Annotated in this window: 39 protein-coding genes; 15 read left to right on the top strand and 24 right to left on the bottom strand. The window is 55.1% G+C overall.

Annotation, left to right across the window (positions count from 1 at the left end; genetic code table 11):
- Positions 1 to 57: 57 nt before the first annotated feature.
- From ACOOFE_RS19810 to ACOOFE_RS19800, 3 genes are read right to left on the bottom strand one after another with little or no spacing between them, the layout of a single operon-like run.
- Positions 58 to 804: an alpha/beta fold hydrolase gene (locus ACOOFE_RS19810; RefSeq protein WP_420411661.1), complete on the bottom strand. Its 747-nt coding sequence runs from the start codon at positions 802 to 804 to the stop codon at positions 58 to 60.
- A gap of 12 nt (positions 805 to 816) precedes the next feature.
- On the bottom strand, positions 817 to 1,113 hold the full coding sequence (locus ACOOFE_RS19805; protein ID WP_420411660.1) for an AzlD family protein: 297 nt from the start codon (positions 1,111 to 1,113) through the stop codon (positions 817 to 819).
- Entirely contained in the window at positions 1,106 to 1,858 is a 753-nt protein-coding gene (locus ACOOFE_RS19800) for an AzlC family ABC transporter permease (protein ID WP_420411659.1), read from the bottom strand. Before ACOOFE_RS19800 ends, ACOOFE_RS19805 begins: the two co-directional genes overlap by 8 nt.
- Before the next feature lie 163 nt (positions 1,859 to 2,021).
- Here ACOOFE_RS19800 and ACOOFE_RS19795 point away from each other — a divergent pair, with 163 nt between their 5' ends.
- Complete coding sequence (locus ACOOFE_RS19795) at positions 2,022 to 2,570, top strand: helix-turn-helix domain-containing protein (RefSeq protein ID WP_420411658.1); 549 nt, start codon at positions 2,022 to 2,024, stop codon at positions 2,568 to 2,570.
- A gap of 116 nt (positions 2,571 to 2,686) precedes the next feature.
- Here ACOOFE_RS19795 and ACOOFE_RS19790 read toward each other — a convergent pair whose 3' ends face one another.
- The 21 genes from ACOOFE_RS19790 to ACOOFE_RS19690 form a co-directional block, all read right to left on the bottom strand.
- Positions 2,687 to 3,676, bottom strand: a complete 990-nt coding sequence (locus ACOOFE_RS19790) for a hypothetical protein (RefSeq protein WP_420411657.1) — start codon at positions 3,674 to 3,676, stop codon at positions 2,687 to 2,689.
- Between the two features lie 230 nt (positions 3,677 to 3,906).
- Positions 3,907 to 5,016 carry a hypothetical protein gene (locus ACOOFE_RS19785; protein WP_420411656.1) on the bottom strand — a complete coding sequence of 370 codons (1,110 nt, stop codon included), beginning with the start codon at positions 5,014 to 5,016 and terminating at the stop codon, positions 3,907 to 3,909.
- Positions 5,017 to 5,483: 467 nt separating this feature from the next.
- A complete protein-coding gene (locus ACOOFE_RS19780) occupies positions 5,484 to 6,539 on the bottom strand; it encodes a tyrosine-type recombinase/integrase (RefSeq protein WP_420411655.1) in 1,056 nt (351 codons plus the stop codon).
- Between the two features lie 205 nt (positions 6,540 to 6,744).
- The gene (locus ACOOFE_RS19775) at positions 6,745 to 6,963 is read right to left on the bottom strand and encodes a hypothetical protein (protein WP_420411654.1); all 219 of its coding nucleotides are present in this window, start codon (positions 6,961 to 6,963) and stop codon (positions 6,745 to 6,747) included.
- A gap of 125 nt (positions 6,964 to 7,088) precedes the next feature.
- A complete protein-coding gene (locus ACOOFE_RS19770; protein WP_420411653.1) occupies positions 7,089 to 7,268 on the bottom strand; it encodes a hypothetical protein in 180 nt (59 codons plus the stop codon).
- A 129-nt stretch (positions 7,269 to 7,397) separates the two neighbouring features.
- Complete coding sequence (locus ACOOFE_RS19765; RefSeq protein WP_420411652.1) at positions 7,398 to 7,784, bottom strand: hypothetical protein; 387 nt, start codon at positions 7,782 to 7,784, stop codon at positions 7,398 to 7,400.
- Entirely contained in the window at positions 7,784 to 8,155 is a 372-nt protein-coding gene (locus ACOOFE_RS19760; RefSeq protein WP_420411651.1) for an HNH endonuclease, read from the bottom strand. Before ACOOFE_RS19760 ends, ACOOFE_RS19765 begins: the two co-directional genes overlap by 1 nt.
- Positions 8,156 to 8,384: 229 nt before the next feature.
- Complete coding sequence (locus ACOOFE_RS19755) at positions 8,385 to 8,825, bottom strand: hypothetical protein (protein WP_420411650.1); 441 nt, start codon at positions 8,823 to 8,825, stop codon at positions 8,385 to 8,387.
- Entirely contained in the window at positions 8,825 to 9,019 is a 195-nt protein-coding gene (locus tag ACOOFE_RS19750) for a hypothetical protein (protein ID WP_420411649.1), read from the bottom strand. Before ACOOFE_RS19750 ends, ACOOFE_RS19755 begins: the two co-directional genes overlap by 1 nt.
- Complete coding sequence (locus ACOOFE_RS19745; RefSeq protein ID WP_420411648.1) at positions 9,019 to 9,627, bottom strand: exonuclease domain-containing protein; 609 nt, start codon at positions 9,625 to 9,627, stop codon at positions 9,019 to 9,021. The genes ACOOFE_RS19750 and ACOOFE_RS19745 overlap by 1 nt, the downstream gene beginning before the upstream one ends.
- A complete protein-coding gene (locus ACOOFE_RS19740; protein WP_420411647.1) occupies positions 9,624 to 10,616 on the bottom strand; it encodes a DUF5131 family protein in 993 nt (330 codons plus the stop codon). The genes ACOOFE_RS19745 and ACOOFE_RS19740 overlap by 4 nt, the downstream gene beginning before the upstream one ends.
- On the bottom strand, positions 10,609 to 11,616 hold the full coding sequence (locus tag ACOOFE_RS19735) for a recombinase RecT (RefSeq protein ID WP_420411646.1): 1,008 nt from the start codon (positions 11,614 to 11,616) through the stop codon (positions 10,609 to 10,611). The genes ACOOFE_RS19740 and ACOOFE_RS19735 overlap by 8 nt, the downstream gene beginning before the upstream one ends.
- A complete protein-coding gene (locus ACOOFE_RS19730) occupies positions 11,613 to 12,587 on the bottom strand; it encodes a PD-(D/E)XK nuclease-like domain-containing protein (RefSeq protein ID WP_420411645.1) in 975 nt (324 codons plus the stop codon). The genes ACOOFE_RS19735 and ACOOFE_RS19730 overlap by 4 nt, the downstream gene beginning before the upstream one ends.
- 2 nt (positions 12,588 to 12,589) lie before the next feature.
- Positions 12,590 to 12,835: a hypothetical protein gene (locus tag ACOOFE_RS19725; RefSeq protein ID WP_420411644.1), complete on the bottom strand. Its 246-nt coding sequence runs from the start codon at positions 12,833 to 12,835 to the stop codon at positions 12,590 to 12,592.
- Complete coding sequence (locus ACOOFE_RS19720) at positions 12,832 to 13,122, bottom strand: hypothetical protein (RefSeq protein WP_420411643.1); 291 nt, start codon at positions 13,120 to 13,122, stop codon at positions 12,832 to 12,834. The genes ACOOFE_RS19725 and ACOOFE_RS19720 overlap by 4 nt, the downstream gene beginning before the upstream one ends.
- 350 nt (positions 13,123 to 13,472) lie before the next feature.
- Complete coding sequence (locus ACOOFE_RS19715) at positions 13,473 to 13,892, bottom strand: hypothetical protein (protein WP_420411642.1); 420 nt, start codon at positions 13,890 to 13,892, stop codon at positions 13,473 to 13,475.
- Between the two features lie 106 nt (positions 13,893 to 13,998).
- Complete coding sequence (locus tag ACOOFE_RS19710; RefSeq protein ID WP_420411641.1) at positions 13,999 to 14,409, bottom strand: helix-turn-helix domain-containing protein; 411 nt, start codon at positions 14,407 to 14,409, stop codon at positions 13,999 to 14,001.
- Positions 14,410 to 14,504: 95 nt separating this feature from the next.
- On the bottom strand, positions 14,505 to 14,780 hold the full coding sequence (locus ACOOFE_RS19705) for a hypothetical protein (protein ID WP_420411640.1): 276 nt from the start codon (positions 14,778 to 14,780) through the stop codon (positions 14,505 to 14,507).
- A 313-nt stretch (positions 14,781 to 15,093) separates the two neighbouring features.
- Positions 15,094 to 15,231, bottom strand: a complete 138-nt coding sequence (locus ACOOFE_RS19700) for a hypothetical protein (protein WP_420411639.1) — start codon at positions 15,229 to 15,231, stop codon at positions 15,094 to 15,096.
- Entirely contained in the window at positions 15,228 to 15,557 is a 330-nt protein-coding gene (locus ACOOFE_RS19695) for a hypothetical protein (protein WP_420411638.1), read from the bottom strand. Before ACOOFE_RS19695 ends, ACOOFE_RS19700 begins: the two co-directional genes overlap by 4 nt.
- 430 nt (positions 15,558 to 15,987) lie before the next feature.
- Complete coding sequence (locus tag ACOOFE_RS19690) at positions 15,988 to 16,737, bottom strand: LexA family protein (RefSeq protein WP_420411637.1); 750 nt, start codon at positions 16,735 to 16,737, stop codon at positions 15,988 to 15,990.
- Between the two features lie 103 nt (positions 16,738 to 16,840).
- Here ACOOFE_RS19690 and ACOOFE_RS19685 point away from each other — a divergent pair, with 103 nt between their 5' ends.
- From ACOOFE_RS19685 to ACOOFE_RS19620, 14 genes are all read left to right on the top strand, one after another.
- Positions 16,841 to 17,092 carry a carph-isopro domain-containing protein gene (locus ACOOFE_RS19685; RefSeq protein ID WP_420411636.1) on the top strand — a complete coding sequence of 84 codons (252 nt, stop codon included), beginning with the start codon at positions 16,841 to 16,843 and terminating at the stop codon, positions 17,090 to 17,092.
- A gap of 229 nt (positions 17,093 to 17,321) precedes the next feature.
- Entirely contained in the window at positions 17,322 to 17,810 is a 489-nt protein-coding gene (locus ACOOFE_RS19680) for a hypothetical protein (protein ID WP_420411635.1), read from the top strand.
- A gap of 21 nt (positions 17,811 to 17,831) precedes the next feature.
- Positions 17,832 to 18,380 (top strand): hypothetical protein, encoded by a 549-nt coding sequence (locus ACOOFE_RS19675; protein ID WP_420411634.1) that lies wholly within the window; start codon positions 17,832 to 17,834, stop codon positions 18,378 to 18,380.
- 482 nt (positions 18,381 to 18,862) lie between these two features.
- Entirely contained in the window at positions 18,863 to 19,423 is a 561-nt protein-coding gene (locus ACOOFE_RS19670; protein WP_420411633.1) for a hypothetical protein, read from the top strand.
- Complete coding sequence (locus ACOOFE_RS19665) at positions 19,420 to 19,572, top strand: hypothetical protein (protein WP_420411632.1); 153 nt, start codon at positions 19,420 to 19,422, stop codon at positions 19,570 to 19,572. Before ACOOFE_RS19670 ends, ACOOFE_RS19665 begins: the two co-directional genes overlap by 4 nt.
- Positions 19,569 to 19,811, top strand: a complete 243-nt coding sequence (locus tag ACOOFE_RS19660) for a hypothetical protein (protein WP_420411631.1) — start codon at positions 19,569 to 19,571, stop codon at positions 19,809 to 19,811. Before ACOOFE_RS19665 ends, ACOOFE_RS19660 begins: the two co-directional genes overlap by 4 nt.
- Positions 19,808 to 20,386: an MT-A70 family methyltransferase gene (locus ACOOFE_RS19655; protein WP_420411630.1), complete on the top strand. Its 579-nt coding sequence runs from the start codon at positions 19,808 to 19,810 to the stop codon at positions 20,384 to 20,386. Before ACOOFE_RS19660 ends, ACOOFE_RS19655 begins: the two co-directional genes overlap by 4 nt.
- Positions 20,383 to 22,209: a DNA cytosine methyltransferase gene (locus ACOOFE_RS19650; RefSeq protein ID WP_420411629.1), complete on the top strand. Its 1,827-nt coding sequence runs from the start codon at positions 20,383 to 20,385 to the stop codon at positions 22,207 to 22,209. Before ACOOFE_RS19655 ends, ACOOFE_RS19650 begins: the two co-directional genes overlap by 4 nt.
- Positions 22,209 to 22,946, top strand: a complete 738-nt coding sequence (locus ACOOFE_RS19645; protein ID WP_420411628.1) for a hypothetical protein — start codon at positions 22,209 to 22,211, stop codon at positions 22,944 to 22,946. The genes ACOOFE_RS19650 and ACOOFE_RS19645 overlap by 1 nt, the downstream gene beginning before the upstream one ends.
- The gene (locus ACOOFE_RS19640) at positions 22,943 to 23,116 is read left to right on the top strand and encodes a hypothetical protein (RefSeq protein ID WP_420411627.1); all 174 of its coding nucleotides are present in this window, start codon (positions 22,943 to 22,945) and stop codon (positions 23,114 to 23,116) included. The genes ACOOFE_RS19645 and ACOOFE_RS19640 overlap by 4 nt, the downstream gene beginning before the upstream one ends.
- The gene (locus ACOOFE_RS19635; RefSeq protein WP_420411626.1) at positions 23,113 to 24,207 is read left to right on the top strand and encodes a DUF7146 domain-containing protein; all 1,095 of its coding nucleotides are present in this window, start codon (positions 23,113 to 23,115) and stop codon (positions 24,205 to 24,207) included. The genes ACOOFE_RS19640 and ACOOFE_RS19635 overlap by 4 nt, the downstream gene beginning before the upstream one ends.
- Positions 24,204 to 25,601 (top strand): DnaB-like helicase C-terminal domain-containing protein, encoded by a 1,398-nt coding sequence (locus ACOOFE_RS19630; protein ID WP_420411625.1) that lies wholly within the window; start codon positions 24,204 to 24,206, stop codon positions 25,599 to 25,601. Before ACOOFE_RS19635 ends, ACOOFE_RS19630 begins: the two co-directional genes overlap by 4 nt.
- Before the next feature lie 186 nt (positions 25,602 to 25,787).
- Positions 25,788 to 26,255, top strand: a complete 468-nt coding sequence (locus ACOOFE_RS19625) for a hypothetical protein (RefSeq protein ID WP_420411624.1) — start codon at positions 25,788 to 25,790, stop codon at positions 26,253 to 26,255.
- Entirely contained in the window at positions 26,252 to 26,527 is a 276-nt protein-coding gene (locus ACOOFE_RS19620) for a hypothetical protein (RefSeq protein ID WP_420411623.1), read from the top strand. Before ACOOFE_RS19625 ends, ACOOFE_RS19620 begins: the two co-directional genes overlap by 4 nt.
- Positions 26,528 to 26,638 lie beyond the last annotated feature (111 nt).

Genomic DNA, 26,638 nt, shown 5'->3' with positions numbered 1-26,638 from the left:
TCTCTTGGCGCACGAAGAGCTGGCAGCAGGTGAAGCAAAGCCTGCTGCGAATGCAAGTTAGCTCAAGCACTTGAAAAGTGCAGCGGCCACGTCCTTTGGCCTTTGCAACATGGGATAGTGGCCGCAGTTCTCTAGCGAAACGATTTCGAGGTTCGCATAATAGGGTGCGAATTCTTTCTCGAGCGAGGGTTTCCGGTAAAACGGAAGATCTGCCTCTCCGCAGAAGATGTACGCCTTTTCCAATGCTGTTTTATGTGGCGGTGTCGAGAAGGGCGCAAGGAACATTTTCAAGTATGCGCGCTTGGTCTCCGGGCTCGAAGCCGTCCAGGCGATTTCTTCCTTGCGGTCCAGCCATTCGTTACTTTCCAGATGTCCGCCACGCGCCAAGATCGCCTGGCGAATTGCAGACCGGTCATTAGAGACCTCTTGCATTTTTTCCTGGTCGGCTGCGGACGCTTGGAAACCGCACGGCGGTACCGGGCAAAAGAAGATCAGGTTTTTCAGACGCTCCGGCGATGTCACGCCAAGCTGGTGACCGATCAAGCCGCTCATGGAGTGAACGACAAGAGAGAACGCCGCTAGGTCCCGGCTGTCTGCATATTTCAGGATTTCCTCCGCAATTGCGGCAGCTGACGGTTCGGGTGAATGAGGCCGTGAGTTGCCGTATCCGGGGAGGTCCAAACAGTGAAATTCAAATCCTTCAGAATTGCAGAACTCCAGCATGGGTTCCCAATTCCGGTGATCTCCGAGCCATTCATGCAATATAATGACCGGAGACCCTTTGCCGTAAATTGTTGCCTGCATATCGCTTCTTGATTAAATCCCTACCATCCGTAGCAGCACAACGCTGGCCAGCCCCGCGGAAACGCTGACGATAAGGGAAAAGCGGAGCGACAACAATCCAGTAACCGCAATCGCGATGGCTTCAGCCGGGCCTTTGGTCGTTGCTGCCGGAGCAATAAGCGCCGTCAGGACTGCCACAGGCACGGCGTTGAGCGCGGCTTCAGCGCGGTGGTGCAATGTGCCGAAATTGGAAAGCAGCAAATGCCCGCCGGTCCGTGTGAGATAAGTTGCCGCGGCACAAAGGCAGATAATCAGGACTGTGTTATCCATGGGAAGCTTCTCCTTTCGGGCGGCTGGTTGCGGCTGCTATGGCCAGTCCTGCAGCGCCGCCAAGCGTGATGTGCCACGGGCTGCCGACAGTGTAGTAAGCAAGGATTGAGGTCACAGCGCTGGTCAGCAAAATGACACTGAACCCGGGCCGTTTGTGAAAGCCTGCCACCAAGCCAGCAAAATAAAGCGGCAAGATATGGTCCAGCCCCAGAGCCTCCGGGTTGGTGATCAAGGATCCAAATGCTGCTCCAAGGCAATTCGAAGCAATCCAGGTTCCATAGACCGATCCGGCGAAGGCGAAGTAGTAAGCGGGCCTAAGGCCCTGATTGCCGGCACGGCGCTCAGCCGCAGCATATTGCGGGTCAATCAGTATGAAGAAAGCAAGGGCCTTTTGGAGCCGGGAAAACTTCCCCATGTGGCGGCCAATGGCAGCTGAATAAAGCATATGCCGGAAATTCACGGCGAAAACAGCCAGAACAATGGACCAAGCTGGAACTCCCTGGACCAGCAGGTCCACCATCACGTACTGGCTGGCGACTGCGTATATCGACATGGAGGCCAAAAGAAGTTCCGGGAAGGATAAGCCGTTTTCCAGTGCAATGGCTCCAAAGACGGCGGAAAATGGAACAAGGGCAAACAGGATCGGCAGGGAATCCTTTAAACCGTCGGTGATGTCAGTGCGGAAGGTGTCCACCTGTTTGCCGGTGATAAGATGGCCCCCATTTTCTTCGCAATCTGTGTTCATGATATCTGCTATTTGATCGTGGCGCGCTACCGTTACGGTTGACAAACGCGTCGAGGTGTTCGTTATAAGAAACGATGTTCATAGAAATGAACGATTTTCAAGCGTTTGTCAAATCGAACGATTGATCGATAAAATGAACGATTGTTGAAGAGAGCGGAGTGAGATGACGCCAATTGATCTGATTGCCAAGTCCATCCAGCGGGAACGGGCAAAGGCAAGCATGAGTCTGTCTGCCCTTGCCAAAGAGGCAGGACTGGCCAAATCGACCCTCTCTCAATTGGAGGCCGGGCAAGGCAATCCGAGCGTTGAAACGTTGTGGGCGATTGCCAATGCCCTGAACGTTCCTTTCAGTTTCCTGTTTGAGACGGCATCGCCGGATAAGACGCTCATTCGGTCCGGAGAAGGCGAGCCTGTCTCTTCAGAAAGCGCGAGTTTTTGCGCAACGCTCTTGTCAAATTGTCCGCCCGGACGTCGGCGGGATCTTTACCGGACAAATCTGTCCGGAGGCTCCATCCGGAAGGCGGAGGCACACCCCGCGGGAACCGTCGAACATGTCTTTGTGGCTCAGGGGCGAGTGCGGGTCGGACCTCTCAACGAACTAGAGACGCTGGACGCTGGCGACTATTACCGTTTTCCAGGCGATGTCGCGCACAGCTACGAAGCCTTGACGGACAAGGCAACGGTTCTGCTGGTGATGGAAAGTGTTATGTAGAATTCAGCTTTCGAGCCTCCTTTTCCGAACGAGGCTAGGCGAGGACAGGGAGCCGACGAGATGAAACATCACTGGTTCGGGACGAGCTGGCGCTGCATCCAGAAATCAGATGCAAGTTACCCCAAGATCCAGTCACGTCCTTCTGCAATGCCGAAACTGAGCCAGTGGCTTAAAGGATCAAGGCCGGCCAGGGCAACGTCAGTGTTTTTTTGAAGGTAAGCGGCGCCATCGAAATGCTCTGACGGGTTTCTGCCTTCACTCCAGCCGTGAGCCAGATAGTGCTCAAGCGGATTGAGATTTGCGGCCGCTACATCTGCATTTTGTTGCAAATACCAGTCTGTATCAAACCAGCCATTCGGATCGCGCCCTTCGCGCCACCCATGCGCCGCATAGTGGTTAGGGCCGTCCAGTCCAGCTGCTGCAAGGTCCGCATTTTCGCGAAGGTAGAAGACTTCATCAACGCCGTTGTCCAGAACCGCGGACGTGCGGATGCCAGCACCTTGCGTCAGGCCGGTTTCTTCACAATGGTTGGTACCTTCGGGATTGGTGAAATTGAAATTGGTGAACCCAAGGCATTTTAATTCCAGCTCGGCTTCTTCAAGAAATTGCAGAACCGGGTTGCCGTCTGTTGGACCGGTGGCGACATAATCGTAGACTTCACGGGCCGAGAGTAATGTTGCGCTTGATGACGTGGCAGCTGTTGTCTTGAGACCGTTGAGGGTCAAAACCGAGGTCAGAACCTCCCATTCAACGCGGGTGGTTTGCTCGTACTGATACAAGATGGCATCCCGGATCGGTGCCATGATCGCCAAGGTCCGGGCGTATTCAATTGTGTTGGTGTCGGTCAGCGGTGTCGTTAGCAGGACGAGTTGTTCTCCGCCGGAAAATGGCGCTGCTGCAGCGGCTTGCACGGTGCCATTGCTGTCGGTGACCTGGTTGAACCCATAAGAGATCAGGCTGGTATCAAGTTGGTGTTCGCCACCTTCAAAGATCAGCGGTTCACCCGTACGCGCGCTGATGAGGCCAAAGGCCCACAGGCCTGATAGGTCTGTGGTGCCGGGCGCCGGATCTGACAACGCCTGTGTAGCAGTCTGACGTTCTTCCATATCCTTCCGGCTCCGCTCTGCTGGTCTGAGTGGTGATCCTAGAGTACCCGGCTTGATCAAAACGGATACTCTAGCACCACACTCAGATCATACAGCCGGAGGAGAGCAAAGCCTACCGAAAGGCTTTTTTGCCAGAAGTGTTTGTCTAAAGCGGTGGAGCAGATGCGGGAAAGGCAAGGCGGTCTGCAACTGCGTCAGGCTAAGTGAGAGCGGTCAGGAAGTTGGTGTTGCTATGCCAGATCAACGTAGTAGGCCACGCCCTCGTAGTTGTAATGGCCTAGGGTGTTGATTGTATTGTCCCGTTCTGTCTCGGACGTTGTGTAGAAATGGCTGCCGTTCTGAGTGTTATAGAACCGGTAGAGCGCTGTGCCGCCGCTATCCGCAGACGTATGAGCGTAGTAAACAATGCCTTCGTCATTAAACTGAGGAAGATTGCTTCGGATGTTGGCCGCTTCATCTGCGCTCGCGGTGTAAAAATGCGTCCCAGTGCTGGTGTTGTAGAATCTGTAGACCGCGGTACCGCCGTTTGACGCCGTGGCATTGGAATCAAACGTATTGCCCTCATAGGACATGGTCGGCGAGTTGGTAATGAGTGAGTTGCGTTCTTCGATACTGGTCGTAAAGAAGTGCGACCCCGTCAAAGTGTTGTAGAACCGGTAGACCTGATAGGGGCTGCTGTCGGCATCAGGTGTATCCACCGGAAGCGTCACGTCCGGAGTGTCTGGTTCGTCCGGCACCTCTGGAATGGCCCCAACATGGGGATCAATGGCCAAGCGAAAATCAACCTCGCCAGGCAAGCCGTTGTTGGAGATGATTTGAGCAGTTGAGCCATCGTACTCATAACCGCTTACCTGAAGGATCACAGTTTCGCCGGTCAAATGCCAGATTGCTTCTGAATCAGGAAATTCGTCACGGGCGGTAGTCACCGCGGAGGTGTCAATCTGCGAATACTCGGACTGAAATATTCCTGCAAGCAGTTCGCTTAATTGGACAGTGGTTTGCCCGAAGGACGAATCTGTGTGTTCGCCGCCGGTCCATACGCCGCTGATGTCGCCCTCAATCCTTGAAACACCCTGAACAGGAAAGACGGACACAAAGTTTGCGTAATCCCCGACCGTTCTTCCATGAAAAGACACCCGGACAGAAGCAAGCTGATAAGGATTAAACGAGTAATAATCGTAGATGTCGTCGCTGATCGGCGGGGATGTAACCCCAAAGACACCGTCGGTCTCCCAGACATTTGTTTTTGCAATGACGTCTGTCGGCAGATTGCTGGCAAAAGCCAGTGTTCCAAGATCCGTAGCCGTTCCAGGCGTGTCATTCTTAAAAATTTCGACCATATTTTCCCCCACTGTTATACGTGTTCTATTTTCAGGGATGTGAATTTAGGTCCTTGATTTTTCTCAAGGTTATTGAGTTCACGAAATAAAAAAATGAAGGATTGATCTTTATACTTACCAGAACTTGCAGTTGGTTAGGGTTTCAATTCCGGCGAATTTGAGACGGTGGGCTGGTTACACGACTTTTTATGATGGCAAGAGAAGCGCTGCGATTGAGGCTCGAAAGAGCAATGCTTGAACAAACTGTGCCGGTTTCGTTCGAGTTTTGTCGCAAACGGAGTTTGTTCTCTGCATGGTCCTGCAAGCAGCTGCAAGGTAACGGCCATGCGAGAAGGAGGTTACGTTTGATAAGGCTTTGAATTGGAACGATTTTTGATGGTGCTGCCGGGGAGATTTGAACTCCCGACCTCTCCCTTACCAAGGGAGTTTGCACATTCAAAAAAATCAAACCCTCCCAAGACCTTAACCTACTTGCCAGATTTGGACTGTTTGGGTTTTGTAAATTCTGCCTCTCTTCCGCGTTGAAACGCATCGTGAACAGACGCCGCATCCTTGTCAGAATGAGTGTAGGTGTCAAGGGGAACGCGGGGGCTATGCCAGCGGCCATGTTTGGCCACGGTAGCCGGGTCCACACCCTGGCGAACGATCAACTCCGTACCGAACCCATGACGGCCCGCTGAGTGCGGCGGGATGTATTCGATGTTGGCGTTCTTGCAGGCCGTCTTCCAAGCTTTGTAGACACCCCACCTGTGCTGATACCCAAAAACCCGTTTGTTGCGTGGTGGCAGGTTGGCAAGCTCGACAACAACCTCTGTCGTCAGGTCCACCCACTGCGCAGGGTGACCCTTGGCTTCCGGTAGCCAGAGGCGGCCGTTTTGAAGGTCGAGATGCTTTGGTTCGATCAAGACGCTTTGCGTGATGCGAGCGCCTGTTGTGAACATGAACAAGGCAAGGGCTGACTGGTAACGGTTCGCCTCGGCACGGAAGGCGTTCAGCCATTCCCAAGAGCCCGGAGTTTTTTCGACCCGGCTTTGCTTTCCCCGTTCTCTGTCCTGTTCCTGGCGTTCCTTGGCGGTATAGGCCTTCACCCGGATTAGCGGTGTGCCTTTTTCGTGGTGTGCGTTGTTGATCACGGCACAGACCGGCGTCACGACCTGCCGGCGCCAGGTATCACAGGCGGCTTTCGGATAGAGCTTCTTCCCCAGATCACGGACAAGTTTTGGCTTGATGTCCTTGATCTTCATGTTTCCGATTTCAGGGATGACTTTTACGAGAAACTTCGCGTCTGCTGGCTTGGCGTCGTAGAGGACAGCGGCGCCGGAGAAGGTTAGCTCGTCTGCTTCTGTCGGCGCTTCGCTTCCAAGGATCGCACGTTGTTGCGCTTTCCTCTCGATTTCGATGCGCTTGGTTTTTGCGACTGCTTCATCAAGTGTGCCAAGGCTTCGGTTGATGTAACCGTCGATGCCGTCAGTTCTTCCCCTGATCCACCATTTTCGGCCTCGTTGATAGATTTCAAGTGGCATGACGATTCCTCAAATATTCGGTCGATGTGCTCCGGCTTCAAAAGCATGGCATTGCCAAGAGAACAGAAGGCATTCAGTTGACGCGCCTTTTCCCTGAGTGTGCGAGGGGACAATTCAACGCCACGTTCAGCGAAGATTGCAACCCATTCTTCAGGGGTTTTTCCGAGTTCTAAGATTTTTGGCAAGGCGGTCACCGGTGTTTCTCCTAGCGCGTCTTGTTTGGGTTCCTGACAGGCACAAGGGCGTTCGTCAGGTCCATGCTCGATCGCTTGGCAGCTGCATGGTCCTTGTTGCCGTTGCCGCCCTGTTGCTCTTTGGCAAGGCTGTCCTTGGCTATCGTGGCCAAGCGGATGAACCTCTGAGCCTCTGTGATCGCATTGCGCAGGGTTTCAATGCGTGGATCGGGGGTGAAAGCCTTGTTCATAAAACGGCCTTTCTTTCTCAAAAAATCCAAGCACCCAGGCCGAACGCTAAAACTGCGATTACAGCCGCGATGATGCCGAGTGCTGTTGGCAGTCCATCGAATGCGTTTGGGGACATTTCGGGCCTCTATTTTTGTTTCTGGGTCATGACAAAAATCGGCTCGCTGCAAACTACATATTCAATATCGTGGTCTACGCCGGGCGTGCCGAATGGGCTTTCATCGTTGTCCGAAAACTTGCTGTGCCGTTCGCCAGTTTCAAACGTAATCGTATGGCGCCAGCCGACCTGTTTAAACTTCAACTGCATCTTCCGGGCGTCCTTTCTCTCTCATTTTCTGCTATTCAACCTGTTGCGGCAAACAGCGGAAAACCGTTGATTTAACGAGCTTGTGACCTGTTTCAGAAACTCAATTTGCATTTTCAGAAATGGCCACGATCAGCCATTGATTACGTCTGCTATTTCCTGAGGCGTGACATCCCTGCCAGCCTCAAGGATGTATTTCGGGTCACTTGGATCTTCAGCTTGAAGCACTGACGCATGTTCGAAGCCTCTGGCCTTAACGTCATGCAACAGGGCTATGCAGCGTTTCCGGTTTTCTCCTACCATGACACGCACCTCCACCTTCAGAAGCCGGAAGGCTTCAACACAATGCTGTTTCATCACCGGCTGACCTGTTCCCAGGTCCACCAGAGGCCGGTAATCGTCGGCTATGGCCATCAAGAGCGCTTTCTGGTCTTTGGTCAGTGGAGCGCCAGTGCCGGCTGATTGGAGAACATCGATCTTTTTGGTGGCTTCAATGCAGGACAGGCCGAAAATCTTCATCAGATGTCCCTCGTTTTAGCGAATCCGCGGCTTTTGATTTGGGCTTTGGATTTGGGCCAAGTCCCCCGAAATTTCCGGCCCATCCGATCCGCCTTGCGCATCATTTTGACCTCTTCCGCAGTCTTCTCCTTGTGCGGCTCTTCCCGCAGGATCGGCGCTAGATTGGTTTCCCGGTTTTCGCCTCCAAGGCCGAGCGGTTTGACGTGGTCCACGTCCCACTTGTCACCGGCATGGATCTTGAGGCCTGAGCGGTGGCAGCGGCCCTTGTGGCGCAGAAACACCCGGTCTATGACCCTTTGCGGGGCAGGGGTGTTTGGTGTCTTTCCGATCCACTCCTGCACATCGCGGCCTCCAAGGGGATTGTCGATCATTGGCATAAGTTCGACCTCACCCAAGTTGTTGGATCGCCCTTGTAGTAGAGCTCTTGCTGGCATGTGCCGCAGAGGGTGCATTCTCTTTCGATTTTTTGACTGGGAATGCCCATGTTGCTGAAGCCGTTGATGCGGATCGTGACCTCTGCCCATCCGCAAGGTACATGGTTACTCTCTATGGTCTTTTCCTCATCGCAGCCGTCGCATTTGAAGATGTATCGCCAAGCCATCAGGATTCCTCCCAGGCTTCGACCTGGCAGCAGGTGATGCCTTCAGCCCGCCACATGTCGACAAGACGTTGCCGGTCATCAAATGTCAGGTTTGGGAAGTGGCCACGGGCGCGCTCAGTCATGAGCCAGTGACGTTTCAGGTCCACGTCAGGCCGGTAGTCACCAAACGGGCGCATGAACCGCAGGTGCTTGCCAATTCCTGCATTCTTGTCCAGCCACTCAATTGTTTGTTCCCTGACGCGTTCGGCGCGACCGGACCAGATTTCGACCCTATGGCCGCCCGATACCAGCCCCTCAAGGACATGCAGGATTTCCCACTTCGGGGTGTCGTCAACACAGGCGTCAAAGAACGCATCGAAGTCCTTTTTCTTGCCTTTGATGAAGTGCAGCCGGTGCGTGATGTCGCAAAGGGTGCCGTCTAGATCGAAGATTACAAACATCAGGCTTCCTCCTCGACAGGTTTCATCGCGAAACAAGGGCGGCCGGTGGCAAACAAATCCAACCGTTCACTTGCAAACGAAAGTGACGCGAGCTGTTCGATCAGTTCGCCAAAGGTGAGTTTGCCGCTGGTCTTTCCATCCTGAATGACCTCGTATCCATCCCCAGCACCGTATTTGATGGTGACTTCTTTCATCAGGCCGCTGCCTCCATGTCGTGCAGGTGTCCGTTGCGCCAAAGCTCCATGAAGATGTCCCGGCAAGCCTCAGCGTCCCGCCCTGCATCGTGGAATTCCTTGTCCTGATAGAGCGGCTTGCCAAATAGGTATTCATAACCCTCTGACAGGCTCGGCCAGCACTGGCTGCCGTCTTCCTGCGTCTTGCCGACCATCGGCGTCATGATGTCCTGAAGGTCATGCTTCTGGATGCCTGGACGAATGATTTCGTCTGGATTCCGTCCGTAGCGGATCAGGGCCGAGCGGACGATATCGAGGTCAAATCCCAAGGACCAGCCGACCACATCCGTTGAATTTCGCAAGCTGTTGGTGATCCAGGCTAGGGCAACAGGCTCGGGTATGCCTTGGCTCCCAGCGAGCCGGTCACTGATGCCGTGGATCTTTTCGGCGGTCTTGGAAGTCCGTTTTCCTTCCTGACGCACATAGTTCACGATCCGGCCATGGGTTCTGTTGTCAGAGGTCCAGGTGACGCCGCCGATCTGGATCATGCGGGGGTAAGCCGGATCTTCTAAGGGCATGTCACGGGGAAGCCCGGTTGTCTCCAGATCAATGGCAGAAAGAATCCTCATGCCGCCACCTCGACAACATTCGGATACCCATCATGAAGAACACCATCGAGCAGGCGCCCCGCGGCCTTTTTTCCTACCCGTCTGACGAAGGCAGATTTGCAAATCGCATCTCCATCGGCTCCGTTGGGAAAGCAGTCAGGAAACCGATCCGGTTTGTGAAGGAAGGCCGATCCAATAGAAAGGTCTCCCACGAAACCACAGCTGCTGATGCATCTGAATCTTTCGCACTCTGGATCAGTGAAGCGGGCCGGCAGGTCTTCAATTGTAGCCGGAGCCCATTCCCCCCATTGTTTAAACAAGAAGGGGACACCTGCACTGGCGCATTCATCGCGGAGAGTGCGCACGATATCGGGGTGCATCGGCCGCGCGCTGGATCCGCTTTCGCCTCCCGCGATCAACCAGTCCAGTCTGCCAGGGCCGCGCAATACGATACGGCTGAGCAAAGGCTCTGCTGAGATAAATCGAACTGCTGCAGGAATGCTTGCCAAGATTGGCCAGCGCCGGTCCCATTCAGTTTGGTTTTCGGTACTTGTTCCCAGCCAGACGTTTGGCCAAGGCCATTTCATATTCCACGGTCGGTACCAGGGTTTTGAACTGTCGTTCGGCAGATACTTGGCAATGTTCTGCGGCCGTTTGGTCAGCAGCAGCCAATCGAGATTTGGGGTTTTTGCAATCAACTCCCAAAGATCTGCACGCCATTCCGGCAGGATCGATGAATGATTGTCGAAGACATCTGCCAGAGATGCGCAGAAGACCCGGCGCCGTTCGCCGGCGGCCTTAGCCTCCCGGTCCCATTTGAGCGGTTTCTTCCAGTTGGAATCGGATGTCCTTTTTCGTGCAGCTTTTGGACCCCAGCCTTCCTTGTTCCACTTACGAAACTCGTTTTGGGCTTCTGCATAGCAGTGATCACAGGCCGGACTGACCTTCGTGCATCCAATCCATGGATTGAACGTGTGATGACACCACTCAATGTTGCTGTTTTCAGCCATTGATTAAGGCCTCCGCGATTTCCTGGCGCCGCTTCTGACGGGCGGCCTCGGCCCGGTCCTGATCGGCTTTCGGCAGCTTCATGATGTCGTTCATAAATTCGTTCGTAAGCTCCTGCAGAGCGTCTGCATCGCCCATGGAACGCAGTTGCTCGATGTACTCATCTGCCGCGTTTTGTTCAGGAGCGCCGGGGGCGTCTTCGGAGGGCAAGCCGTCATCCCCCGGCGCGTCTTCGGCATTGGCGGAGGTCTGCCCCGCTGCGCCGAATGACTGGTCTGGTTGGTCTTCAATTTCGGTGTATTCAGCCGTTTCCGCCTCAACATGATCCTGGCTGAAGCCTTCGCCGGACTCTGCCGCGTTGGCAGCTGCAAGGCGTTCTGAAAGGGGAACCCTGGGGGTTATATCCTTTGCGCCGTCTGGACCTTGGAAGCCTTGCGCTTCCTCTCGGTCATAAACGCCAAGGATCACCTCGGGGGTGTGCCGCCGTGCCCATGCCCTAGCCGAGAAATAGCACTGTTGCTGGTCTGGATCGTTCATCCAAAGAGGCGAGTTCTTCGGTTTGATATCCTCAAAGCGGGGAGAGCGATATTCTAACTCATCGCCGTCAATCATGCCGGTGACGATGCAAACTCGATCCGGACCTTCGCCTTCGAACTTGTATTTCAGCCGCCCATCAATGCCCGACCGCGTGTTGACCACGGCGGTGATGAGTTGGGCCTCGTAGGCAATCACATCGTTGACCACGTAGGACTTGGAAGCCACAGCAAACGGGCTCATGTCCCATTCCAGGGCTTGCATAGCAACCGCCATACAGGCGCCGGGGTTGTCCCTGAGATGTTTTGGAATAGCGCTCTGGGCCCGGCTCATGATTTCGGCAAAGCGGACGACTTCACCGAGTGATTCCGGGGCCAGTTTTGCACCTTTGGCCGATGCAATACTGACAGCTTTTCCGTTCTGAACAGCGAGTTCAAGGGCGTTTTGTGGGGCGGTTTGCTGGTTCATGCGGCTTCCTCCTGCGGATAGCTCCGCTCTTCTCGGTCAAGGAACTCATCAAGGCGGTCGGCCGCCCATGGCTTCATGAAAATGGGCTGGTTGCCCTCGTTGAACGGGCGGGCTCCGGGCCACTCGCCGGCATCCAGGCACTGGCGGATTGTCTTCAGACACCAACGAACGGCTCGCTCTCCGCGTTCAATGGCGGTACCTGATATTGGAACGTGGGTGGTGTCCGGAACGTCGTCTTTCAGGACGTAGACCAGATAGAACTCTTCAAACGGCAGGCCGAGCGCTTCGCAGACCATTTTCGTTGATCCGCCTTGCAGGTAATACCCGGCATCAAAGAGCTGCCGTGACAGGAACTCTTCATCAAGGCTCGACGTGGTTTTGAGGTCTGAGTAAATCCCTGGCATCGGGCGGGCGTCAGGTCTCACCGTGACCCAGATCCCGGTTTCCGGATCTCGGACACACATTGTGCGTTCGATCTCGCCGTTCAGGATGCCTTGCTTCACAAGGTCATATTTGGCGGCATCGTCTGCGATTTTGCGGATCATCTTGAGCTGATCGGCCTTGATGACCGATAAGCCAGCGTCGGCTTGTGCCTTGTGCCAATCCTTACAAAAATTGGCGTTGTTCGACCACTTAACCTCTTTGCTTGTCTTTTCGTTGAGGTACTTCTCCGGCTCCACAATGAACTGCTCGGAAAAGACTTCATCGCCAAGCAGGAGGCAGTGAGCAGCCTTGCCAAAGACAAGGGCATCTGAACTGGTCGGCTCGACCCGATCCGGATTCCACTTCCACCGGCCAAAGAAGGCCTTGGGGCTGCCACCATGCAGGGGCAACAGCCATTTCAGGCTGCTCTTGCTGATAGATGGCCCATCAAACAGGTTCCGGTTGCCGTGGTATTCTTCGAGGGGAATGCCCTCATAAATACCGGGCTCGGTAATTTGCATTCCCTTTGTCCATTTGATCGCTTTCATAGTTATTCCTCCCGCGCTCTGAGCATCGCGTCAGCTTGGCGGTAGGCCCAATGAGCGCGTTGATTTAGCTCGGCCTCAGAGGCCAGCTTCCCGCTGGGATCATCGCCGACTATCCAAGTTCCAATGCCGGTCAACGCTTGACCCGCAAACCAGTCGCGAAGAGACATGCCTTTCTGAATATCCATGTCCGTTGCAGTCCCGGCTGCCGCTGCAAATGCCGCTCCGCCGTCCTTTTCCAGATCGCTCATTGGGCTGCCTCCTTCAGTTCAAACTCTCCAACCCTTTCCATCCGGTCGGCTTCAACTTCAGCGGAAGCGGCTGCCTTCAAAATTGTGAGGTGATTGCGTTGTTTGGCGTCCGCGATCTGCTCAAGGTTCCGGGCGTGAAAGGCTTTGCCGACCTGACGAAGGCCGCGGGCCTGTTTGCGGATCGTGTTGATTTCTTGCAAAAGCTTGTTCGCGCACTTCCGGCGCCGCGCTGCGAACTCGCGCAAGCTGTCCGGGCTGTGCCGTGTGATGTGAGGTTTAGTGGTCATGCTGGACGAACCTCAGCGGCTTTCGGTTCTTGATTGACCGGTTCACACACTGGCAGAGCGCCGGAACGATCCATGTTCTGGATCCCACGCATCAAACCGCAGTGTCGGCAAAACCGCCGTTTAAAGGCGTCTTTCCGCAGCTTTGTCTTTCCGCATTTCGGGCAACTTGCCATTTGGGTAGCCTTTCAAATCTGCACAACGGGCGGCCCAGCTTCGCCTTCTCAACCCCACGCTGGACCGCCGTTTGCAGTTTTCACGAAGTGAACTTGATTCAGTTCGTGAAGGATCCGCATGGATCCTTGGGCCGCTCCTGTGGGGTCAGGCGCCAGGTCACGGCCTAAGCTTGTTGATTATTCAGCAGGGAGTTGGGCTGCCCCGTAGTTGACGATGTCCAGGCCCTGAAGCTTTTCTTCGTGATCAGCGATAAGCTTTTTCCGAAGCTCATCGCGCTGCTTCTTCTTCTCAGCGGATTTGACGGCCTCGATCATCTTGTCTTCTTGAGCAAGAACCTCTTCGAAAGCGTCCAGATCGACTCGGCCCACGATCCATTTCATCTGGACGTGATCGTCAAAATCGATTTCAACGTCTTCCTCGGTCACCTTGCAAACGGTGAAGCCGTGCCGGGTATCGGTAGGAACGATAACCAGATCGTCCACTTCAATGCTCGGGTCCATCGTTTTGAACGGGTAGGACTTTTCCCCGTCGTTGTAACAAACGTTCATTGCTCGAACCTGCTCATTGAGCAGGAAGATTGACTTCGAGTAATTCATGGCAATTACCTTTCCTTCTGAGCTTGCCTTTCTGAAACCGCCTGTAGCGGCTTGAAAAAGGGGCCGGGCTGGATGTGCTGTGCCCGGCCAGTTGGGGGAGGTTCGGTTATGCGGCGTCCGCGATCTGGTCTTGGATTGGCCGCAGGGAGTCGATGGTTTCAGCAATCCGGAGCAGGCCTTGCTGGCCTTGGGTGTCCAAAGAGTTGAAGACTTGCAGAAGCTTCATTGCGCCGGGTGAACGTGTCGCCAGAGTGTTGATGTCTGCGACGGTTGTGTTCTCGCCTTCTGGAAGGTCTTCAAAGAAGAAGCTGACAGGGGCCTTCAGGACTGTTGCGATGTGCTGCAACCGGCTGGCGCCGATCCGGTTCGTGCCCTTTTCATACTTCTGAATTTGCTGGAACGTGATGCCGAGGGCTTCTCCCAGCTTTTCCTGGCTCATGCCGAGCATCATGCGGCGCAAACGGACACGGGAACCAACGTGAATATCTGTCGGGTTCGGGGCTTTCTTCGATGGCATTTCTATTTCCTCTTTCTCTGGTTTGCCTGTTGCGCATCTCCACCCGGGAGGTGCGGAAAAGACGGCCAGCGAACTGGCCTAGTTGGGGAGGAGGGTTAAGCGCGATCGCCAAGGATGCTGTTGATTTCGGTGACTTGCCGATCAATGATTTCCCGCATTGAAAACTGCTGATCGCCGTTCTTGGTTTTCATCGAGTAAGGCAAATCGACTTTGAACTGATCATTCGGTTGAAAAGCCCGGAGCAATTCGAAGCTCTGGCGGCACTTTTTGAGTTCACCTGCCAGTTTATTTGCTAAGGCATTGCCGTCGTTGAGCAGCTTCATGACCTGATCTGTTTGTTCGATTTGCTCTTTGACTGTCTTGCTCGTCATGTTCGTTCCTTCCGTCTGTCGTCCAACGGAACCCAACGCTCGGCTGGGCTCGGTGGGGCGGGCGGCAATTGTTACGAGTACCGAGCTTTAGCGATGTGCTCAGCGCCGCCTGTCTGCCCTTCCTTCACATCTCCGCCTCCTGCTTTGGGTCTCAGCTCTGTCTCTTCGGTTCGGTCTATGGGGCCAGCCGGGTTGTCCCGGTCTTGGTCTTTTTGAGAAGTCCCGGCAGGGCCTTCGGGTGGGTGGAAAAGACCCTGCCGGGGGCAATCGGGGATGTGGAACGCCGGACCTGAGGCCATCCCCGAAGCGTGTTCTAGATGCCGGTGAACCAAGCCCCGGCGCTGACCATCAGGAGCGCTGCAACCACGATGATTGCGCCTCTGAGAGCCTTCAGGAACGGGTCAGGCTCCGGTGTGGTCTGCTTGCCTGGAATGAAGGGATTGCCGGTCATGCTGCCCTCCCTGAGAAAGGACCGAACTGCCCGGTGCCAGCTTCAAAGTTGCTGATCCGGTGTTCGTGGTTGGGGTCTTTGCGGAGCGGCCGGTAATTGCGGCTCATGGTGCCGTTGAAGAAGTCTTCTGTGACATCGCGGCAATAACCCTCAACCGGGTTGCTCTCGATGATGAAGGCAATGTCTTCCTTGCGGTCATCAACTAGCTCTTGGATTTCATCGACGGATGCAAAGGCCTTTGTGTCGGCCAGCTCAACGTCACCGCCCCAATTCATGGCGACGGAAAAAATAGCGTGATCCAAGTTGAAGTTCGGTGTGGTGTTCATCGGTCTTGCCCTCCGTTGTACGCATATTAGGTATTATCAAAATGCGTACACGTCAAGCGGGTGAGGTAAAAAATGTTCCTAAAATGCGTATTGACGATCTTGAGGGGGTGCGTTTAGGGTCTGCATCCTACGTGAACAGCGTAGTTTTTTGCAGTGACGGGGGTGCAATTCCCCTTGCCGGAACAAACTGCAGGCGCGGGGGTTAGATCATCCTACGGTGCTACCGGAAACAGAGGACGGATTAGCTGAAAGGCGTCCTGGCTTATGTCCCATCCCGGCTCCGGCTGACAGGACGAGCCATAGATTCCCCGCTCTCAGGAAGATTTTTTCTTTCTGGGGGTAGGGGGGTCTGTGGCTTTAGAACCCTCCCTCACCACCTGACAAGACTTAAAAAAAGAAATAAATAATAACTACTTAGGTAGTTAGAGAGTCAGAGAGGTCTATAGGACATGATGATTTTCGCGCGGATCTGAACTTCGGTCGCTTCCGGATCGCCTTCCCGATAGGAAATCGGCTCCTGAAAACGCGGATCCGTTGACTTCGGCATCAGTTCAACCTGGCCGTTCTTGCGAACCAATTCCTTAGCCGTCCGTTCGATCGTCATCCCGCCGTCTTTGGATCGCTCAACGAGAACCAAGTCATCGGCTTTCGGCGTAATCATGGCCTTGAAGTAATCCACGCAGAGGATGAAATCTCCATTCGGCGCGACCATATTCATTGATTCCCCGCGTACCTTCAGGATGAACTGAGACTCCACGGGAAACCGCGGATCAAAGGGAATGTGCGAGTTTTCCTGGTTCTCGTTTTCAAAAAGCGAGGCTTCCATCCAGATGCCGGCCGCCACTTCGCCAAGGATCGGGACCGTTCCAGCAGGCTGGGGTTTTGGCGCAGGGGCTTTGATCTCAGCCGCTGCACCAGTCGGGAGCAGGACGCCATCTGACAGGGCAAGCACATCTTCCCGGGTAATCGCCGGGTTTCCTTTGCCTGGCAGCACCTCCAGAAGCTTTTTAATGAAGTTATCTGGCAGAGATTCGTGCGGGTAGTCTTGAGAAAAGTACCTTTGGATCGAAGAAGCTTGAGAATATCCCATTGCGCGTGCGATTGCCCGCAGGGACATTCCTGACTTTTCTTTCAAGTCTTGAAGCTTGTCGTACAAGGACTTTTCGCTTTGTGCGTTCATGAGGAACGTCATATCCGAAAAATATGTTCGTATTCCACGTTGACAATTGCTCGTGCGCAATTTACGCATTTGTGTACTCAAGTTGCTAACATTTGGTTCGAGTATGACTGACACAACAGGTTTCCTCATCAATCAGACGCGAGTTATCGCTGCTAAGTTTGGTGGCAAGTCGAAATTGGCAGACGCTCTGGGCCACAAGAGCCGGAGTACAGTCCAGCGGTGGGACGCGGCGGGATGGATACGCCCGGTCTACTATCGCGATATTCTGGAAGCTGCTGAAAAGCACGGCATCCCTCTGGAACACAGCGATTTTCACACAATTGACCCGCAGGTCTTTCCCAGAAAGGCCGCTTAATCATGGCGGGTCTCACTGTCCTCGGTCTCTGTCCTTGCAAGATCAAGCATTCGATCCCGGTCCCAGACCAGTCGCAGAGTTGGACGCAAAAGGACGCGGAGCGGGTGGTCTGCGAGGTCTGTCAAACCACCGTCGAGAACCTGAAACTTTTGGAGCCGGATAGTCATACCGGGATGAAAGCAGCCAGCTAATCAGCGGTAAAGGCTGCTTTCGAAAGGAAAAAGAACCCATGGGCAACCACCTTCACACCGATGTTTATTTGAGAGTTGCAGCCGCGACGAAGTCGGCAGTTAAGGCGATTGGCGGGGCCTACAGTGCTGGCGAGTTATTGAGCATTCCGCGCCAAAACATCGAGCGGTGGTATCGCAGAAGCGAAAACTGCGATGTGCGCTGGATCCCGTTGAACCGGATTGTCGAGGTTGAAAGCGAGATTGCCAGTGATGGTGAAGTACCACCAATCACGCGGGCGCTGGCCGACATATACGGTTTCGATCTTGTCCGTCGACCAGACGCGGCAAGCGGACGTAGCCCCATCTGTGCAGTCGGCTCCCTGATGAAACAGGCGGGCGCAGCCTGTGAAACGATCACCGAAGCTATTGCAGACGGTGAAATCGACGCCGACGAAAAACAGCAATGCATCGCAGATCTTCAAAAGGTCATCCATGCGGCTTCCGAAGCCCTTGGAAGCCTAGCCGGTGCTGAAGCCGAAAGCGACTAAGAGAACAAAGGCAGATCAAACATGAGCAATCCAGCCCACAACATTTCCCAAGACCAACAGTTCACCGCCTTTCAAATCACGCGGGCGGCCAATCTTCAAAAGCAGGCCGAAAGCGCAAAGGGCGCATTTGCCTCTGCTATGGGAAAATTGGAATCCAATGGCATGGACAAGTGGGCTGTCTCGGAAGCCCTGAAGATCAAGAAAAAGGGCCCGGCTGAAGTTACGGCCTACGTCGAGCGGATCAAGAAGCTGTTCAAGTATCTTTCCGCGATCAACCTGCCGATTGAAGACAATCAGCTCGACCTGTTTCCTTCTGTCTCCCACGAAGAGCCGCTTGAAGACCGTGCTTTCCGGATGGGTGTCCTAACCGGCGCCATGGGGCAGGGCATGGATGACAACCCGCATGCTCTTGGCACAGACGCCAGCAATTCATGGATCAAAGGTTTCCACGAAGGTTCGGCCAATTTCCAACAATTCAAGCAAGAAGCCGACGAGGAAGACGCCGAGGAACAGGCCGAAGTCATTCCAGGCGATGACGATACCCAGACGGACATCGAAGACGACACCTGATTGCCCGCGTTTTCCTGACGCAGCCGAGCTGGCAACGGGCGGTCAAAAGGCGGGGGATGCCGGAAACGGTCAAAGGCGGTGCGGGCAGGGGCTTCGGTCCTATTTGACAGCCGCCAACCCTTTGCAAGCCAGCGACCTAAACAGGGAGAGAAACCCATGAAAACCTGGAAGCTTCACAAACAGAATGTTCAGTACGGTGGTCGCTACGCGAACTTTGCCCCAAGCAAAGCAGAAAACCTCGCTTATCACCACAACAGCCGAACGGGGATGAAGCCTTCGGTGTTTGACCCGAACCAGATGGTCGAAGATCCAACAGATTCAGTAACAATCTGCCCCCGCTGCAAAAGCGAAGGTCCCGCGCTCGAGCATGGGGACTTGGCGCAGTGCACATGCGGCCTCGCAATGCAGTTGTTCGGAAACGGGTTGTCCTGCTGGATGGGCGTTTGGCCAAAGGCTCTCGCGTAAAATAGGGAGGCCATTTCGTGAAAATCGCAGGACTGGATATCGCCACCAACACAGGTTGGTGCATCGCTCAAGGCCAAAGCTTTGAAACCGGCGTGTTCCGAAGCAAGTCTAAGTCTGAGGCAGAGCGGAATTACAGGTTCCGTCAATGGCTCTGGACCTTCCTGAAGATCAAGGAAATCGAGTTCGTTGCGATCGAGGATCGCATCAAGGGTGAGATGACCCGGGTCGAGGTGGACAAGTTCGGCAAGAAAATACGGAAATCCGTTTCAAACGATCACGCCAAGGCCACAGCTGCCTACCTCAACGGATGCGCTCAAGAGGTCTGCCACAGCCTGTCTATCCCGTTTGTTCTTGTTCCTGTCCAGACATGGCGCGCGGCCTTCAACGGTGATCAGAAACCGGCTGAAGGCGAAGACCAGAAGGATGTGACCCGGCGCGTCTGCGGCATGATGAAAATCGCGGTGAAGTCGAAGGATGCGGCTGATGCGGCCGGCATTGCCTTCTGGGCTCAGATCCACACCAAAACCGAACGTTTGCAAGGCAGCGCCGGTCCTCTCTTTGAAGGAGAAGCCGCATGAAGTTCGAAGTCATCAAGATCACGCATCAAGATTCCGCACTGGTTGCTGACGGGAAGCAAATTGCCGTCCTCAAACACATTTCAGATCCGAAGGCTGTTGAAGAGCTGATCCGACGTTCTGAAGCGCCAAAGCAAGGCGCGGGCGCATGACCAAATCCCTCAAGCAATACACGGCCCGAGACCTGTTGCGGTTTGCCGAGGTCATCGGAAAAGCGGCAAGCCTTCGCAAACAGACAGCCGCAACCTTTGAAACGTTGGTGAAGTCCAAGCGTTTGGACATGCCGCACATGATCACGGCAAACACCTATCTGGCCGAAGCTCGGGTTTTGGAGGAAGCCGCCCAGCTCTTCGAAACTATTGCTTCGGCCAAAGGAAGGGCGGCGGCATGAGCGGCAATTCCTGGCCTTGGAAAGACATGCCGATGTTTGGCTATGACTTCATCATGGCGGACCCGCATTGGCGGTTTGAAACATGGTCCGAAAAGGGCCGCATGACCAAGGGGCCGGATCGCCACTACCAGACGGAATCCGTCAAGAAAATTATCGAAGACTTTCCGGTCGGGGATCTTGCCAGCGAGACATGTCTGCTTTGGCTCTGGGGAACGCACCCGATGATTGACCAGCAGATAGCGGTTGGCCGTGCTTGGGGCTTCAAGTTCGTGACCTCCGGTGTCTGGGTAAAGCGAACCAAAAACGGAAAACTGGCTTTCGGTACCGGCTACCGGCTGCGCTCTGCATCCGAGCCGTTCCTTCTTTTTACCATGGGCAATCCAAAGACTGTGCCGGTTGTCCGCACGGTCATTGAAGGGCCAATTAGAGAACATTCCAGAAAACCAGATGAAGCCTACGCTGAAGCGGAAAGGCTGATGCCGAACGCCAACCGGCGCGCGGATCTGTTCAGCCGTCAGGTCCGGCCCGGATGGGATGCCTTTGGAGACGAAACAGACAAATTCGAGGCCGCATGAAAAAGAAAAAAATGCTTGTCGCTGATCTTCTGTGTGGTGCTGGCGGTTCTTCTACCGGGTGCCAACGGGCGCTGGCCGAAATGGGCCTTGAGATGGAGCTGGTTTGTCTCAATCACTGGCCCACAGCCATTGAAACCCACCAGAAGAACCATCCAGAGGCCCGCCACTATGTTCAAGACATCTCCACCGTGCGTCCGCATCTGGTGGTACCAGAAGGTTACCTTGATCTGTTGATGGCCTCGCCAACATGCACCCATCATTCCGTGGCCAGAGGCGGCAAGCCGACCAGCGACCAGCAGCGCAGCGATCCCTGGCACATCGTAACCTGGCTGACCGAACTCCGGGTCAAACGGATCATCATTGAAAACGTCTGGGAGTTCACAAGCTGGGGGCCGGTCAACCGGCAGACAGGCAAGCCGGTTAAGTCCCGCAAGGGTGAATACTTCCATGCGTGGATCCAGACCATTAAGGGCCTTGGTTTCGATCTGGAATGGCGCAAGCTGAACGCCGCCGATTATGGGGACGCCACCACACGGCAGCGGTTCATTCTCATGGGCCGGTCGGACGGCAAGAAAGTGCATTGGCCAATGCCGACGCACCGCCGCCCCAAGGATCTGAAAGACGACATGTTCGCCACGGAAAAGCCCTGGCGGCCAGCCCGCGACATCATCGACTGGTCAATCAAGGGCAAGTCGATTTTTGGCCGTAGGAAAGATTTGGCACCCAAAACGATGGCCCGGATTTATGCGGGCGCGGTCAAGTTTAACTGGCCAGAACCTTATCTGGTCATCTTGCGCAATCACATGGCCGCCCGTGGCCTGGACCTTCCCTTACCGACCATAGCGGCCAATGGAACGCATATCGGGCTTGCTGAGCCGGTGGTGGTCAATATGAAGAAGGCCACAGCTCCAGCAACCCCTAAAGCGCCCCTCCCGACTCTGACTTCCGCTGCAAGCCACATAGGAATAGCTGAACCGGTCATTATGAACGGGCGCAAAGGGAACCAAGCCAAACCGGCATCACAAGAACCGGTACCGACCCTGGACACCAAAGGCGGTGTTTGGCTGGCCGAGCCGGTGGTTTTGTCTCAGCATTCCAGCGGGGCGCCACGTTCGGCAGAGGACCCGCTTCCAACGATCACAACAGGCGGGGCAGGCACCAATGAGCGGCCCGGGTGCGCTCGGCCAATGCTGGTCGAGCCCTTCATGCTCTCGCAAGCCTCTGGAGGCTCACCGCGCGGCGTTTCTGAACCAATGCCAACCCAGACAACCGGGGGCAACGGATCAGCTCATGCTCTGATCTCGCCCTATTACGGGTCTGGATCGGGTGAAACCTGCGACACCACCGACAACCCTCTCCCGACAGTCACATCAAAGGGCCGGTTCGGGATGGTGGTGCCTGTCACCAATTCGAACGGTGGCGCGCAAGCCCGCAACCTTGAAACCGATCCTTTGCCCACCATGACAACGGCGCGGGGCGGAGAGTTCGCCGCTGTCCTGCCAGTAACCCATGCAGGCGGTGAAGGCCGTATTCAAAACGTTTCCGATCCACTGCCGACGGTCACAGGGGCCAACCGTGGAGAGTTGGCAATGGTCGAGCCAGATGCCGAGTTCGACATTCTTTTCCGGATGCTGGAGCCCCACGAACTGGCCGCCGCAATGGGGTTCAACACTGAAGAAGCTCGATACGAATTTGCCGGAACCAAGACCGACAAAATCAAACAGATCGGCAACGCCGTTTCAGTCGCCAAGATGAAAGCATGTGTTTCGGCCCTCCTGGCTGATGCAGCGCCGAAAGCTGAGTTTTTGGAGGCCGCGGAGTAATGGGCCTGTCCAAACGCACTTTGTGTTGGTTCTCTTGTGGAGCTGCTAGCGCAGTCGCCGCCAAGTTCGAACCTACAGGGGAACTCGTCTATTGCGACACGGGATCAGAGCATACAGACAACGTTCGGTTTTTGGCTGACGTGGAGTTGTGGCTTAATCGGGAAGTAACAGTTCTCAAATCGGAAAAGTACGTCGACACTTGGGATGTGTGGCAGCGCGAGCGTTGGCTCGCCGGGATTGAAGGCGCTCACTGCACCGGCGTTCTCAAGGTGGAACAACGCCTCGTCTACCAAAAACCCGATGACATCCATGTTTTTGGGTACACCGCTGATGGACCCGACATTGCCAGGGCTAAACGGCTGCGCGCAAACTACCCTGAATTAGTTATAAAAACTCCGCTAATTGATCGTGGCATAAACAAAGCAGCCTGTTTAGCTCTGATAGAACGTGCCGGAATTAAGCTTCCAGCTATGTATTTGTTGGGATTTTGGAACAACAACTGCATCCCATGCCCTAAAGCAACTAGTCCCAATTATTGGGCTCTAGTGCGTAAGTGTTTCCCCGACCGGTTCTTTCGGATGGCCAAACTATCAAGGGACCTGAATGTCAAGCTCACCCGTTTACATGGCGAGCGTGTTTTCATCGATGAGATTCCAGAAGACTGGCCGACCACAGAACCGATCGCTCCGGCCTGTGACTTCCTTTGTCACATTGCTGAATCTGAGGCCGCAGAATGAACCCCAAGTCTCTGAAGCCCGAACCCGGTACCGCTGAACAGACCGCCCAAACCATGCGGGATCTGGTGAAACGGTATGGCTCAACGGCTGAGGTGGCCGAAATCATGAACGTACCGGAATCCTGGATCTGGAACCGGCTGCCGGCCGATGCGCGCGAGGTGAAGAAATGACCCGTCATGACGACACGGAATTGATTGTTGGTCAGCTCAAGGACCGGATTGAGCAGTTGCTTGATCAGTACAATCCCGGCTGGGTCAATCATAAGGGCAAAGCCTATTTGGCACCCAAATCGCCGAAGGCGCTCGGCAGTTTCCAAGTCCATCTTTCGGGTAGTCACCGGGGGGACTGGTACCGCCACAGTCAAGGCTTTGGCGGAGGGCCTGTCTCGCTGCTTGCTTATCTCCTGAACGGCTGTACCTCGGAGCCGTCGAAATCGGACCTTGCCAATGCCTTCAAAGAGGCGCGCGTGTTCCTCGGGATGGATCAAGGGCAAGTCGACCAGGACGCGGCCAGGCGTGCACAGGAGCGGCGCCAAAGAGAACAGGCACAGCACGCCGCCAAGGAAGCCAAAGCCCGCGTCTATCGCGAAGAGCTGGCCGCTGACCTTTGGCAGCATGCTACCCGGCCGGAAGAAACGCCTGCCGAGGTCTATTTCAAAAACCGGGTGAAGGGCTGGGACGGTTTCCACACTGATCAGATCCGGTTCCACCCAGAGGCCTTTTACACCAAGGATCTGAAACTGCCCTGCATCGTCTGTCAGGTCACCGGGCCGGACGGCAATCCTGTCGGCGTCTGGCGGATCTATCTGAACGAGGACGGCACCAATTACCGGGACGAAACAGGCAAGAAGGTCAAGAAGGGTCTCGGGCCTTGCATGGAGCTTGGAGGGGCAATCCGGCTTCAACCGGTCACAGATGGCACCATTGGCGCCTGTGAGGGCGTTGAAAGTGGATACGGGGCCTGGAACCTTGCAGCCCGTGAAATCCCGATCTGGCCGATGATGGCAACCTCGGGAATGGTCAATTTCCAGAAACCTTTTGGTGTCTCCCGCGTGGTCGGCTTTCCCGACGGCGACCGGGACTTTGACGCCAAGAAACAGACTTTTCGCGAACCTCCAGGTTTCAAGGCATGGCGCTCCTTAGAGGAACGCATGCGGGCTGAACAAGTCGCCACCGGCACCTTTCCCACGATGGCCAATGGAACCGATCCCCTGGAAGTCTGGAATGAACTTTATGAAAAGCATGGAGCAATCGCCGCATGATCAACGGGTTTCCGGCAAACGAATGTGAGTTCTTGGGGCTTATCCTTCAGGAACCTGCCAGCTTTCACGGCTACCGGTCCCGCGTGCCCCTGGATGCCTTCACCAATCTGACCACTCGGGCGGTTTGGGACGGCATGCTGCGGCTCGGCAAAGCGGGAACAGACATCTCCATTCCAGCCCTTCGGGAAGTGGTCAAACTGGACGTTGAACAAGCCGGTATTCCAAATGTGCCGTCGTTCCTCATGGCCTGTGTAAGTCAGGCAAACGGCGATCTTGGTTTGAAAGACCTGGCCGAAATCTTGTGTGAACGCGCCCTACAAGCCCACATCACAGCCTTTGCCAGCGATCTGATGAAAAAGGTCAATGAGGGCCGGTTAGGCGCTGAAGAAATTGCTCTGGAAGGGTCAAGCGCCCTTGCCAATCTGGCAGCTGCCCGGCGCCCTCAAGTTGGCAAATCCATCCATGAAGCCGGTCAAGCCTATATGGAACAGCTCAGGCAAGCGCAGGTGAGCGGGGAGCCAAGGGGGCATGATTGGGGCATCCGGACCTTGGATGATCTCATGGGCCGCATTGTCATGGGGGATTTTGGCCTGATCATCGGCCCGTCTGGCCACGGCAAGTCAGCCCTTGCCCGGAACCTTGCCAACCACATTGCCAAACGGGAACCGGTGCTGACGATCTCGGCAGAGGAAACCCCGGAGGATATCGCGGCAAAGGATCTGATTTCCCGAACCGGTGTTTCCAGTGAAGCGCTGGAGCAAAACACGGTGAACCTCTCGGAAATCGAAGCCCTAGCCGTTGCCAATCAGGCGCAGCACGGCCTGCCGTCCTTCTTTGAATACACCGATGACATGCGGATCTCGAACATCGAGGCCTGTATCCGGGCGTTCAAGCATACCAATGGCGGCTGCGGGGCGGTTTTTATTGATACGATCGATGACGTGGACCCGGAGGTCAAAGGCTCCCATTCCTCGGCCGAAACCGTGACGCTTGTTTGCCGGAAGCTCGACAAGCTGGCGACCAGGTTGCAAGTGCCCATAATCGGACTGGGGCAGGTCAAGACGATCTACAACGAGCGCCCGGACATCAGCTTGAGATTATCAGACTCCTACGGCGGGCAAGCCGTTCGGAATAAGGCAAACTGGGTGCTTTTAATGCACCGCCCTCAAAAGAAGCTTTCCGACGTTCTGTTCAAGATAGCGACCAGTGACAAGGAGCGCGATCAGCGGAAGGCCCAATACGAAGAATGGAAGGACAAGGCCGAAGTGACTTGCGCCAAGCGTCGCAGGGGCCGGGATGGTCGTGTCTTGAAAATCGGCTGGTCTGGCCCGCGGACAAGCTTCTTCGACCTGGACGATGACCCCCAAGGCGACTTTGACGAGGATTTCCGATGACCAAGCACCTTCAGGAAGCCGTTGAAGAGGCAGAGCGTGTTCTCGCGATCCGTATCCAGATCGCCAACAGGCCGGAATCTGGCCTTGAAGAAGATTTCGACCTGGAGCGCGCCCGCACCCGGTTGCTCAACGCCGAACTGAAACTCAGCAAAGCCGAAAACATGATCTTGCAGCGGAGATTGAGAGATGCCGGCCCAAGCGATCACCGACACCAGACAGGCCAAGGAACTGTGCGACAGCCTGGACATCGTCTGTCTGCCAGGGAACGTGCCGATCAGGACTTCGCCAACTTCTGGTGCCCAGACCAACGCGGAAGTGACCATTCAGAAGATGATCAATCTGCACGGGGAACAACACGCATGGGCGGTTCTCTATGCGCTGACACAGAGCGAAAACCATCTGTGCGATCTGACCAGCGCCATGATCGGGGCCATCAGCGACCTCTTCTTAGGCTTCCCGACATGGCGCGAAAGGCTGGGTGAGTTCTGTGATGCATTGGATCGTATGGACCTCTCAGGCCTTCGGGCCATGGCCAAGAAAGGGCCGGGGATTGATGGCAGTTCGCCGAAACAGCGGGTTCTGCTGGCCGGGTATCTTCAAGTGTTGTTGTGGGATCTGATGGAGATGGATGCGCAGAAGGAGTTGGTGGCGTGATTGATGACCTCGCTTACAAGGCAGCTGCGGGTATGGCCACAAAGAAAGACGGCATATTGGCAACCGCAATCCGGAAACATCTCGGGCTACTTGAGTTCGAATTGACTGCGCTCGCTGGCAGATGTGCAAGGCATCAGTTTCCAGGTGGCGCCGAGGTCTACCTGATAGATGGCCAGCCAATCGTTGAATTCTACCCGGTCGAGTTTGAGAACACGAAGGACGGAGACAACGCGATTTTCACAGTCAAACAGAATTACAGGTTTTTGGTGTGACAGGATACGGAGCCAGTGATGGGTATTCTTGGAGTTATCTTAGGCGCCTGGGTGTACGAAACGATGGGCTGGAAAGGCGTCTGGTTTTGCGTGGCTGTTTCAACGCCTCTT

The sequence above is a fragment of the Roseibium sp. genome, from assembly GCF_965216085.1.
Lineage (GTDB): Bacteria > Pseudomonadota > Alphaproteobacteria > Rhizobiales > Stappiaceae > Roseibium.
This window is presented reverse-complemented; position numbering and strand designations above follow the sequence as displayed.